Genomic DNA, 11535 nt, shown 5'->3' with positions numbered 1-11535 from the left:
CCAGGGGCATCGCCTGCTGGTTGGCTTGTGGCCAACCATGCCCGCGAGCCTGAGGAGGAGGAGTGCTCGAGCGGGCGTCTACCGTTCCGAAGCTGGCCACCCTTGAGGGAGGAGGAGAACAGAATGACCAACTATTCTCGGAACCGCAGTCTTTTGAACCACCGGATGTTCGTCCGTGTTCGTTGAGGCGGCTTATAAACTATCATTCCGATAGAGAAAGGGTTTTCTTAGCATGGGTGCCATGCACTGAGCGCATATGTATTATAAATGAGCAATTGCTCTCCTACCAAGCTGCAACCAGAAGAGTCCCTGTGTGCTGGATCGCAGGATATCGCCTCTTTCCCGGCACGGGCGATTTCCGCTAACATGGCTGCACATCTTTCCCGCGGTTTACCGCTCAATCTACCGGAATTCCCCCATGTTTCAGTCTTTTGAAGTCACCTCCACGCCGCAATTCGGCAAGGAGCGCACCGAAGCCCTGCGCGCGTCCTTCGCGGCCCTCGGCATCGACGGCTTTCTCGTGCCCCGCGCCGACGAGTTCCAGGGCGAATACGTACCCGCCTCGTCGGAGCGCCTGTCCTGGCTGACCGGCTTCACCGGCTCCGCCGGCGTTGCCCTCGTCACGCGGCGTGAAGCGGTTGTCTTCGTCGACGGACGTTACGTCACGCAGCTGAAAGAACAGGTCGACGGCAGCGTTTTCACCGGCGGCGACCTCATCGGCGAGCCGCCGCATCTCTGGCTGGAAAACCACGGAGCCAAGGGCTTCAAGCTTGGCATCGATCCCTGGCTGCACACCGGCGCGGAAGTCCGCCGGCTGGAAAAGGCGCTCGCCGTCATCAGTGGCTCGCTCGTTTTCCTCGATCACAACCCGCTCGACAAGATCTGGACGAACCGCCCCGCGGCACCGCTCGGCAAGGTCAGCATCCAGCCGATCGAGCATGCCGGCGAACTCGCCAAGGACAAGATCGCAAGAATCGCGGCGGGCCTTTCCAAGGCCGATGCCAGCGCCGTGGTCTTGACGGACCCCTCCTCCGTCGCCTGGACCTTCAACATCCGCGGCAGCGACGTGCCGCATACGCCGCATCCGCTGGCCCGCGCCATCATCCACGCCGACGGCCGCGCCGAGCTCTTCCTCGACAAGCGCAAGACTGGCATCGAGCAGGAAGCCTACCTCACCCAGATCGCCGACATTGTCGCGCCCTCGACTTTCGACGATAGCCTGGCAGCGCTCGGTGCTGCCGGCGCCGCTGTCATGATCGACCCGGACCTCGCCTCCTTCGCCATTTCCGAGCTGATCCGCTCCAAGGGCGGCAAGGTGGTCGAAGCGGTCGATCCCGCCCGCCTGCCACGTGCCCAGAAGAACAAGGCCGAGATCGACGGGTCGACCCGCGCCCACCTGCAGGACGGCGCCGCCATGGTCGAGTTCCTGGCATGGCTCGACAGCCAGCAGCCGGGAACCGTCACCGAGATCGCCGCCACCAACCAGCTGGAAGCGGCCCGCGCCACCGTCGGCGAGCGCATGCAGAACCCGCTCAAGGACATCTCCTTCGACACGATCTCCGGCGCCGGCGCGCATGCGGCGATCATGCACTACCGCGTCACCACCGCCACCGACCAGCCGATCGAAGCGGGCACCATGTTCCTGATCGATTCCGGCGCGCAATACATCAACGGCACCACCGACATCACCCGCACGGTGGCGATCGGTGCGGTGCCGGAGGAGCAGAGGCGCTTCTTCACGCTGGTGCTGAAGGGGATGATCGCGATCAGCATAGCGCGCTTCCCCAAGGGTTCGCGCGGCGTCGATCTCGACCCCTTGGCCCGCATCGCGCTCTGGAAGGCCGGCGCGGATTACGCCCACGGCACCGGCCACGGCGTCGGCTCCTATCTCTCGGTGCACGAAGGCCCGCAGCGCATCGCCCGGCTTTCCACCCAGGAACTGCTGCCCGGCATGATCCTTTCCAACGAGCCCGGCTACTATCGCCCCGGCGCCTTCGGCATCCGCATCGAAAACCTCGTGGTGGTGCAGACGGCGACCATGGTGGAAGGCGGCGACCTGCCGATGCTCGGCTTCGACACCCTCACCTTCTGCCCGATCGACCACCGCCTGGTGCTGCCGGCGCTGTTGACGGACGAGGAGCTGGATTGGCTGAACGCCTATCACGCCGAGACACGCGAAAAGCTGATGCCGCTGCTTGTCAACGACGAAACGCGCGACTGGCTGAAGGCCGCAACGGCAGCGCTTTCACGCTGAGTCAGGCGTTCCGCCTGGGCTCCTGAATGGGAGCCCAGGCAACAGGCATTGCGCGCCCGCAGCCGCTTGTTTGCTACGAGGCTCAAGGGGCGGCAATGGGCCGGAGAACCCGGCCTCTGCACTTAGATTCCCAACAGCTTCTTCGCTTCGCTGAGCGTCGCCTCTGAGGCAGGGTGATCACCGGCCTTGTGTTGTTCCTCGCCCTTGGCACGCAACTCTTTGACCTTGGCCATGTCGGCCTCGGATAGGTTCGCAGTCGGCATCGCCGCATCGATCGCAGCCATCATGGTCGGGCATTGATTGGCAAAGGCGGTTGCCGGCGCGAGCGCCAGCAAAAGGGCAATCGAGATCCTGGTCAACATGGTCGCTCCTCCACCGCCGGGAGGCCGCGCCTTGCAGAGGCAGCGCAGATGGCGCGTGCGGCTTTGTCGTGCCTCTCCGGCAGTGGAAGGATCATAATCCAGGATGCATGCGCAGCCAAACGGGCGCCGCGGACGGGCGCCCTACATCACCACATGCCGGATCAGCATCACCACCACCCAGCCGATTACCAGCATGCGCAGGGTCGACAGGTTGAGGCCGAGCGCGATGGCGAAGGCGACGAACATCGCGATCGTCACATCGAGCCCGCCATAGACGAAGGCGGGCGCGACCAGCGTCGTCAGAACCGCCGCCGGGACGGCGTTGAGCGCCGCTTCCAGCCGTGGCGGGATCTGCTTCATCTGGGTGATGAGGATGTAGCCGCCGACGCGCGTCAGGAAGGTCGCGACCGCTGCCGCGATGATCAGGTAGATGAGGTTGAGGTGTTGCGGATCCATGCTCAGGCTTCCTTCTCGACGCCGGTGGGTGCAGCGGCCGTCCCGCTCGGCGGCAGGCAGGCGGCAAGCACGATGCCGGCGAGTGCGCCGATGCTCACATGCCAGGGCGAACCGACGAAATGCATGCCGGCGACCGATGCCAACCCCGAGACTGTGACGATCGGAAGGAACCGGTCGCGCTTGCGGAAGCCCATGACCAGCCCCATGAAGTAGACCGGCAGCAGCACATCGAGGCCAATCGCCTTGGGATCACCGATCATCTGTCCGAAGATCGCCCCGACCAGCGTGTTGATGATCCAGGGGATGTAGATGACGAGGCCGAATCCGAGATACCAGGAGAATGTGATCGGCAGTCCGCGCTCGCCGCGCTTTTCGGTCTCGGCATATTGCGGATCGACCAGCAGGAAGAAAGCCAGGAGCTTCTGCCCGAAGGTGAAGTGCCGGACATATTTGGCGATCGAGGCCGAATAGAGCACGTGGCGGAAGTTGACGGCAAAGACCGAGAGCACGACGAGCCAGGGCTGGACATGATTGCCGAAGAGCTCGATGCCGACCATCTGGCTGGCGCCGGCATAGACGGACGCGCTCATGAACACCGCGTCGGCAATGGTAAAGCCGTTGTCGACCGCGAGCGCCCCGAACAGTGCGCCAAAGGGTGACGCCGCCAGCATGATGGGAAAGCCGCCACGCACGCCTTCCCAGAAATCGTCTTTTGTCATGGAAACCTCCGCCGGCCGAAGCGATGACATCGCACGCTGCGGCCGGTGCCGGACTGATAGGCGCTTGCGCCCCCGGCAACAATTCAAATGCGCTGATACATTGATTGAATTTTATGATGCCTTGCCCGAACAAGGCTTGAACAAAATGCGCACCGATCGGGAAACCGGTGCGTTTTGCAGGTGCAATTCGGAGGCCCGTGCGGGGCTGGCGTCCTACTTCTTGACCTGGAACGTGTGTTCGATGCCCGGGAAGGTGCGCGCCTTCACTTCGGCCGCATAGTCTTCGGCAGCCCTAGAGATCGCCGGCGCGAGCTCGGCGAAGTGTTTGACGAAGCGCGGCTTGAAGTCGTTGAAGAGGCCGAGCATGTCGTCCGAGACGAGGATCTGCCCGTCGCAGGCGGGTGACGCGCCGATGCCGATGGTCGGCGAACGCAGTTCCGCGGTGATGTCGCGGGCGACCGGTTCGACCGTGCCCTCGATGACGATGCCAAAGGCGCCGGCATCGTCGATCGCCTTGGCGTCGCGGCGGATTTTTGCCACTTCCTTGTCGTTGCGGCCGACGGAGCGATAACCGCCGGTCGTGTTGACCAGCTGCGGCATAAGCCCGACATGGCCGAGCACCGGAATGCCGCGGCTGACGAGGAACTCGACCGTTTCGGCCATCTCGGCGCCGCCTTCGAGCTTCACCGCGCTGCAGCCGGTTTCCTTCAGGATCCGCGCGGCGCTGCGGAAGGCCCGCTCCTTCGATTCCTGATAGGAGCCGAAGGGCATGTCGATGACGACGCAGGCGCGCTCCGAGCCACGCATGACCGCCTGGCCATGAGCGATCATCATCTCCAGCGTTACGCCAACCGTGGTGTCGAGGCCGTAAAGCACCATGCCGACGGAATCGCCGACCAGGAGGAAATCCACATGCGGATCGAGCAGCCTTGCGATCGGCGTCGTATAGGCCGTGAGGCTGACGATCGGGCGCTCGCCCTTCAGCGCTTCGATGTTGGCGGGGCTGAGCCGGCGCTTGGCGGTCTGGACGCTCATGTCAGGCAACCTTTGCAAATAACGCGGATTTCGGGGCGATCACGCGGTTGTCGAGCAGCTTCGTCGTGCCGAAGCGGACGAAGAGCAGGAGTAGCACCGGCTGGTCGCCGATCGTCTCGATGGTTTCGAGCGTCTCGGGATCGCGCACGGCCACGACCTCTGGCCTGGCCAGCGGTTCGCTCGACAGAAATTCGGTGACGGCATTTTCGAGCGCCGCCACGTCGCTGACGCCCGACGCCACCAGGCGCTGCGCCTCGTCCAGCGCCTTCGGCACGATCGCCGCAGCGCGGCGCTCCTCTGCCGTCAGATAGACATTGCGCGACGAACAGGCGAGCCCATCGGCCTCGCGCACGGTCGGCACGCCGATGACCGTCACCGGCTGGGCGAGGTCAGCGACCATACGGCGGATGATCTGCAACTGCTGGAAATCCTTCTCGCCGAAATAGGCGCGGTCCGGCTGGACGATGTTGAAGAGCTTGGTGACGACGGTGGCAACGCCGGCGAAATGGCCGGGACGAACCGAGCCCTCAAGCTCGCTGCCAAGCGTCGGCACATCGACGACCGTTTCCATCGGCCGCGGATACATGTCGGCAACACCGGGCGCAAAGAGATAGTCGACCTTGCCTTCGTCCAGCATCGCCTGATCGCGGGCGAGATCGCGCGGGTACTTGGAAAGGTCCTCATTCGCACCGAACTGCAGCGGATTGACGAAGATGCTGGCGACGACGATATCGTTTTCCTCACGCGCGCGGCGCATCAGCTCCATATGGCCGACATGCAGGTAGCCCATGGTCGGCACGAAACCGACCGATTTGCCTGCCCGGCGATGTTCGGCAAGTGCTGCACGCAGCTCGGCAATAGTGGTGAAAGTCTTCATGTCCGGACCCTCCAATCCGCGCCGGCGCCCTGCCCTTAAGGGTGCTGGCGCGCTGCCTTCGGGACTGGCGACGACCCTGCTCCGCGAAAAGGCATTTGCACAAAATTCGGCTGCAATCCTCTATCTTGTGCAGCGCAAAAAAACAATCGGATTGATGACAGGTTGATGACGCTCGGCCGCGCTTGACTTCCATCGGCAGCCTGTCACGGCTGGTCATCAACGCCACTGCAACCCACGCTGGAGAGCGACATGAAAGCCGGCTTGCGTATTCTTGGTATTGCTCTCCCGACGCTGGCCTTCGCCGGTGCGGCCGTAGCGAAGTCCCCCTCGTCAACGCCACCTGCCCCGGCAAGATCGAGGTCCACGCCGATAAGGGCGGCCGGGTCTATATCAACGGCAAGGAAGCCAAGCTCAAGGTGTTCAACGAGAACTATTACGAGGCGCACGGCGCCGGCGTCACCATCTCCTTGGGCATCAATCCCGACAGCTCACCCAGCGTCTCCTACACCGGCAAGGGCGGCGCCAATGGTGTCTGTACGCTGAAGTAATCAGCGAGGCGCGAGGTACTCCCTTCTACCAAGCGCCTCGCCTAAAGCCCCCACGATGGCTGTTTGGCGCTAATGGCGCATCATTCTCCCTCATACTCGACCTCGTGGCGGGTATCCAGCGACCCGACGTCGGTCGGGTCAAAGGACTTCTCAGCCCAAGGACTTGGGCTGCCCCCGCAGTTCCATTGGAACTGCTAGAGATTCCTGTGACGAGCACAGGAATGAGGGAGGGTGGTGTCAAAGCCGAGTTCTCTCCGCGACTTACGCCGAGAACGCGATGCCCGCTTCAGCAAGCGACGCCCATCCCCTACGCGCCACGCTGCTTACTTCCCAACGCGCTGCTGCAGATGCTGCGGATAGCGCGCGCCCTGCACCTCGACGGCGGAGAGCGCCGTCTGGATGTCGCCAAGCTCTTCGGCCGTCAGAATGACATCGGCAGCACCGAGGTTTTCTTCGAGCCGATGCAGCTTCGTCGTGCCGGGGATGGGCACGATCCATGGCTTTTGCGCCAGCAGCCAGGAAAGCGCGATCTGCGCTTTCGTCACACCCTTGGCCGCGGCAATCACACCCAGCAGGTCGACCAGCGCTTGATTGGCTCTGCGCGCCTCCGGCGAAAATCGCGGCACGATCGTGCGAAAATCGCTTTGGTCGAAGGTCGTGTTCTGGTTGATTGCGCCTGTCAAAAATCCCTTGCCAAGCGGACTGAAGGGCACAAAGCCGATGCCGAGCTCTTCGAGGAGCGGCAAGATTTCGGTTTCCGGCTCCCGCCACCAGAGCGAATATTCGCTCTGCAGCGCCGTCACCGGCTGAACCGCGTGCGCCCGGCGGATCGAATCGGCGCCTGCCTCCGACAGGCCGAAATGCCCGACCTTGCCTTCGGCGATCAGGTCTTTCACCGTGCCGGCGACGTCCTCGATCGGCACGTTCGGATCGACGCGGTGCTGGTAGAAGAGGTCGATGCGGTCTGTCCGCAGCCGCTTCAGCGCGGTTTCGGCAACATGGCGGATGCGCTGTGGCCGGCTGTCCATGCCCTGGCTGACATCGCCGTTGACGAAGCCGAACTTGGTGGCGATCACCACCTCACCGCGGAACGGGGCCAGCGCCTCGCCGACCAGATCCTCGTTACCGGTATAGGCTTCGGCGCTGTCGAAGAAGGTCACGCCGCGTTCATGCGCCGCGCGGATCAGCCTGATCGCCTCACTGCGCTCCGTTGCCGGGCCATAACCGTAGCTGAGGCCCATGCAGCCAAAGCCGATGGCCGAGACTTCGAGATCGCTTTTTCCTAGCCTACGTTTCTGCATTGTCTTGCTCCTTGATCAGGCCGCGAGGTCTGGGGAAACCGAGCGGCAATTCTGGCAGGCGACGGACCGTCCGATCGCCGGACGCTCCACCCGCTTTGCATTGTGCGGCCGCACGATCAGCGCGACGACGGCAAGCGCCAGCGCCAGCAGGACCGTGCAACCGATGAGAACATTATCGACCCGATGGGCAAGCAGAGCGCTGCCATCAAGCCCATCGGCACCGAGTGCTGCGACAGCGACCAGCACGCTGAGACCGAGCGAGTTGCCGAGCTGGTGGGCGACATTGACCACACCGCCCGCCGCCCCCGCGTCACCGGGAGCGATACCGGCAATGCCGGCGACCGTCAGCGGGCTCAGAGTGAAGCCCTGGCCAAGCCCGATCAGCATCAAGGGCGGCGCCATGCCGAAGAGAAAGGACGTGTCGGCCGAGATCTGGCTGATAGAGACCATGCCGATCAGCGCGGAGATCAGGCCAAAGGCAAGCAGGCGGCGGTTGCCGAAACGTGGGCTAAGCCTTGGAACCAAGATCGCCGCAACGAAATTGACTGATGTTGCCGGAATGAAGGCAAGGCCGGAGGCAAGCGGGTCGAAGTGCCGAACACCTTGCAGATACTGGGTGAAGAAGAAAAAGAACCCGATCATCGCGGCGAGGAACAGGACACGCGCCAGATAGGCGCCGACCCTCTCGCGGTTGGCAAAGAGCCGGAGCGGCATGATCGGCTGCCGGGCGCGACGCTCGTTGACCACGAAGACGGCAAGAAGCAGAAGACCCATGGCAAGCGCTGCGAGCGTCAGCGGATCGTACGCCCCCTCCTCCGCCGAACGGACGATGCCATAGACCAGCGCCGTCATGCCGAGCGTCGAGCTTACGGCGCCCGCAAGGTCGAATTCACCCGTGCGCCGTTCCGTTTCGCCGACGTACTTGTGCGCCGCGAGCATCAGGGCGATGCCGATCGGCAGGTTGATGAAGAAACCGACCCGCCAGCTGAGCCAGCCGGCAAGCAGACCGCCGAGCACCATGCCGAAGCTCGCGCCGATGCCGGCGACCGAACTGTAATAGGCGACCGCCCGCGTGCGTTCAGGTCCCTCGGAAAAATACGTCTGGATCAGCGCCAGCGTGGCGGGGGCGAGGATCGCCGAGCCGAAGCCTTGCACGGCGCGCGCGCCAAGCAGCCATTCCGGCGACGGTGCCAGCCCGATCACGACGGAGGCCGCTGTGAAGATGGCAAGCCCGGCAATGAACAGCCGACGCCGGCCGAGAATGTCGCCCGCCCGCGCGCCCAGCAGCAGGAAGCCGCCAAAGGCGAGCGTATAGGCGCTGTGCACCCAGGAAAGCCCGGCGTCGCTGAACTGCAGCTCGTCGCGAATCTTCGGCAGGCCGGTGATCACGATCGAGATATCGAGCACGATCATCAGGTAGCTGACGATGACGATCGCCAGCACCGCCGTCTTGCGGGCTGAAAGGTGTTTCATCGACGTGACGTCCATCGCCGTGCCTACTCCGCCTGCGCAGCGCCGTATTGCGCGTCCGTCACCTTTTCCATCCAGTCGACCGCCTTGCCGTCGAGCGTCTCCTGGATGGCGATATGGGTCAGGGCGGTCGTCGGTGCCGCCCCGTGCCAGTGCTTCTCGCCGGGCTCGAACCAGACGACATCGCCCGGCCGGATCTCCTCGATTGGCCCGCCCTCCCGCTGCACCCGGCCGCAGCCGGAAACGACGATCAGGACCTGGCCGAGCGGATGCGTATGCCAGGCCGTGCGGGCGCCGGGCTCGAAGGTGACGGCATTGCCGGCAGTGCGCGCCGGCTCGCGCACGGGAAACAACGGGTCGATGCGCACGGTGCCGCTGAACCAGTCCTCTGTCCCCCGGGCCGAAGGCTGCGAACCGCTTCTCTTGATCTCCATGAGGTCTTCTCCTTGGCGAACCGGACGACCCGCCGCCCGTTCTGTTGCTGTGCACAATCTAGCGATGGCCGCCGCCAACAATTAGATGGTATAAACGGCATGGACCTATGAGAGAGATTCATGAATGCTGCGCGAGAACATCAATGACCTGATCGCCTTCGCGGCGGTGGCGCGCGAGCGCAGCTTCACAAGGGCCGCCGCCCAGCTCGGCGTTTCGCAATCGGCGCTCAGCCACACCATGCGGGCGCTCGAAGCACGGCTTGGCGTGCGCCTGCTCACCCGCACCACGCGCAGCGTCTCCCCGACCGAGGCCGGCGAGCGGCTGCTTGCCACCCTCGTCCCGCACTTCGAGCAGTTGGAAACCGAGCTCACCGCCTTGAGCGACGTGAGGGACAAACCCGCAGGCACGGTGCGCATCACCACTGCCGAGCACGCGGCAGAGACCGTGCTCTGGCCGAAGCTCGAAAAGCTTCTGCCCGATTATCCCGATATCAAGGTCGAGATCGTCATCGACTACGGCCTCACCGATATCGTCGCCGAACGCTACGACGCCGGTGTCCGGCTTGGCGAGCAGGTCGCCAAGGACATGATCGCCGTGCGCATCGGGCCGGACATGCGCATGGCGGTCGTCGGCGCGCCCAGCTATTTCGAAAAGCATCCGAAGCCCGTCGTCCCTCAGGACCTGACCCAGCACCGCTGCATCAACCTGAGGCTTCCGACCTACGGCGGCATCTATGCCTGGGAGTTCGAAAAGGACGGCCGCGAGCTAAAAGTCCGCGTCGACGGACAGCTCGTCTTCAGCCGGCTGGCGCATCGGCTTACCGCCTGCCTCGCCGGCTTCGGCCTTGCCTTCGTCCCGGAGGAATCGGCCCTCACCCACATCGCCGAAGGTCGCCTCATCCGCGTGCTCGAAGACTGGTGCGACCCGTTCCCCGGCTACCACCTCTATTACCCCAGCCGCCGCCAGTCCTCACCGGCCTTTGCTGTGCTGGTGGAGGCGCTGCGGTATCGGGGGTAATGGCGGCAAGACCGGCTCCTCCGCACGACCCGCAATTGCTGTTGAAAACCCGGGGTTGCGCCCCACATCTCTCCAGCTAAAAAAATGTTTGAGCCGGTGTCGGAATCGTCGATCGGCATTCGTCCTTAGTCCGTAGACACAAAATCCATTCCCAAGGAGCATTTCATGCGCATGATTTTCGTAAACCTGCCGGTCAAGGATCTGAAGGCCTCGCGCGCGTTCTTCGCTGCCCTCGGCTTCACCTTCAACGAGCAGTTCTCCGATGACACCGCCGCCTGCACGGTGATCTCGGACAATATCTTCGTCATGCTTTTGACCGAGCCGAAGTTCCGTGACTTCATCACCGGCGAGATCAGCGACGCCCGGAAGGGAACCGAAGTCATCACCGCCCTTTCGGCCGGGAGCCGCGCCGAAGTCGACGACATGCTCGCCAAGGCGCTCGCCGCTGGCGCCAAGCCCTGGAAGCCGGCGATCGACTACGGCTTCATGTACGGCATCTCCTTCCAGGACCTCGACGGCCACGTCTGGGAGTTCATGTGGATGGACCAGGAAGCGGCGCAGCAGCAGGGCTGATGGCCCAATTCAAGAGAACGTTAAGACAATCGGCCCGAGCCTTCCCAAGCCCGGGCCGATTGCTTTGTGTCGATAGCCAACCATGCCCTGCTGCTAGGGGCCGAGGCGCGCCACCAACTCCGCGATGAGCGGATCGGTAAGGTCGGCAATCGGGTCATCGCTCCCGTCTTCTGCCCGGTGGTACTCCCCGGCATCGAACGCTTCATAAACGACGTAAAAAGGCTCAGGCAGCGCATTGCGGCCGGCTGTGAAGCCCGCCTGCACCGCGCGCCAGAGATCGTTCATGACGCCGTCGCAGAAGCTATAGGTCAGCGCGCCGTGATGGTATTTCCTTGCGATTTCGACAGCAGCGGCGTTGTAGAACTCCCAGTTGTCCAAAGCGCCTGCCCACCGAACCACATCATCATGTGTGATGCGGCCTTCCGGCCCCTTGGCCAGAACGAACTCTAGGAAGTCAGACATCTCTCTGCTTTCCCCCCGAACACCAA

The 11535-nt window shown here is 63.6% G+C and carries 13 protein-coding genes; 4 read left to right on the top strand and 9 right to left on the bottom strand.

All coding sequences use genetic code 11. From position 1 onward, the window contains the following. The first annotated feature begins 418 nt into the window (after window positions 1–418). Window positions 419–2254, top strand: a complete 1836-nt coding sequence (locus ACTJKE_RS11740; protein WP_113514398.1) for an aminopeptidase P family protein — start codon at window positions 419–421, stop codon at window positions 2252–2254. A 122-nt stretch (window positions 2255–2376) separates the two neighbouring features. On the opposite strand, the gene ACTJKE_RS11735 is transcribed toward ACTJKE_RS11740, so the two are convergent. The 5 genes from ACTJKE_RS11735 to panC form a co-directional block, all read right to left on the bottom strand. Then, on the bottom strand, window positions 2377–2616 hold the full coding sequence (locus tag ACTJKE_RS11735) for a hypothetical protein (protein WP_113514399.1): 240 nt from the start codon (window positions 2614–2616) through the stop codon (window positions 2377–2379). 141 nt (window positions 2617–2757) lie between these two features. Then, the gene (locus tag ACTJKE_RS11730; RefSeq protein ID WP_057253515.1) at window positions 2758–3072 is read right to left on the bottom strand and encodes an AzlD family protein; all 315 of its coding nucleotides are present in this window, start codon (window positions 3070–3072) and stop codon (window positions 2758–2760) included. A 2-nt stretch (window positions 3073–3074) separates the two neighbouring features. Further along, window positions 3075–3791 carry an AzlC family ABC transporter permease gene (locus tag ACTJKE_RS11725; protein WP_113514400.1) on the bottom strand — a complete coding sequence of 239 codons (717 nt, stop codon included), beginning with the start codon at window positions 3789–3791 and terminating at the stop codon, window positions 3075–3077. A 213-nt stretch (window positions 3792–4004) separates the two neighbouring features. After that, window positions 4005–4826, bottom strand: a complete 822-nt coding sequence (panB, locus tag ACTJKE_RS11720; protein WP_112946578.1) for a 3-methyl-2-oxobutanoate hydroxymethyltransferase — start codon at window positions 4824–4826, stop codon at window positions 4005–4007. Between the two features lies 1 nt (window position 4827). Further along, window positions 4828–5703, bottom strand: a complete 876-nt coding sequence (gene panC / locus ACTJKE_RS11715; protein WP_113514401.1) for a pantoate--beta-alanine ligase — start codon at window positions 5701–5703, stop codon at window positions 4828–4830. A gap of 182 nt (window positions 5704–5885) precedes the next feature. Here panC and ACTJKE_RS11710 point away from each other — a divergent pair, with 182 nt between their 5' ends. Beyond that, window positions 5886–6251 (top strand): hypothetical protein, encoded by a 366-nt coding sequence (locus ACTJKE_RS11710; protein WP_440691844.1) that lies wholly within the window; start codon window positions 5886–5888, stop codon window positions 6249–6251. Between the two features lie 323 nt (window positions 6252–6574). On the opposite strand, the gene ACTJKE_RS11705 is transcribed toward ACTJKE_RS11710, so the two are convergent. The 3 genes from ACTJKE_RS11705 to ACTJKE_RS11695 are packed head-to-tail and all read right to left on the bottom strand — an operon-like array spanning window position 6575 to window position 9456. Further along, complete coding sequence (locus ACTJKE_RS11705) at window positions 6575–7552, bottom strand: aldo/keto reductase (RefSeq protein ID WP_113514402.1); 978 nt, start codon at window positions 7550–7552, stop codon at window positions 6575–6577. Window positions 7553–7567: 15 nt separating this feature from the next. Further along, window positions 7568–9025, bottom strand: coding sequence for an MFS transporter (locus ACTJKE_RS11700; RefSeq protein WP_113133025.1), 1458 nt, complete (start codon window positions 9023–9025; stop codon window positions 7568–7570). Between the two features lie 23 nt (window positions 9026–9048). Continuing rightward, the gene (locus ACTJKE_RS11695; protein ID WP_058321249.1) at window positions 9049–9456 is read right to left on the bottom strand and encodes a (R)-mandelonitrile lyase; all 408 of its coding nucleotides are present in this window, start codon (window positions 9454–9456) and stop codon (window positions 9049–9051) included. Window positions 9457–9580: 124 nt separating this feature from the next. On the opposite strand from ACTJKE_RS11695, the gene ACTJKE_RS11690 reads away from it, so the two are divergent. Continuing rightward, the gene (locus ACTJKE_RS11690) at window positions 9581–10474 is read left to right on the top strand and encodes a LysR family transcriptional regulator (RefSeq protein ID WP_058321248.1); all 894 of its coding nucleotides are present in this window, start codon (window positions 9581–9583) and stop codon (window positions 10472–10474) included. A gap of 165 nt (window positions 10475–10639) precedes the next feature. Beyond that, window positions 10640–11047, top strand: coding sequence for a VOC family protein (locus ACTJKE_RS11685; RefSeq protein ID WP_057253499.1), 408 nt, complete (start codon window positions 10640–10642; stop codon window positions 11045–11047). 93 nt (window positions 11048–11140) lie between these two features. Here the strand turns inward: ACTJKE_RS11685 and ACTJKE_RS11680 are convergent, their stop codons facing one another. Next, on the bottom strand, window positions 11141–11509 hold the full coding sequence (locus ACTJKE_RS11680; RefSeq protein WP_057253497.1) for a hypothetical protein: 369 nt from the start codon (window positions 11507–11509) through the stop codon (window positions 11141–11143). Window positions 11510–11535: the final 26 nt, after the last annotated feature.

It is taken from the genome of Ensifer sp. 22521, from assembly GCF_052044795.1.
Taxonomy (GTDB): domain Bacteria; phylum Pseudomonadota; class Alphaproteobacteria; order Rhizobiales; family Rhizobiaceae; genus Ensifer.
Note: the sequence above shows the minus strand (reverse complement) of the source record. Positions and strands in the feature narration are given on the sequence as shown.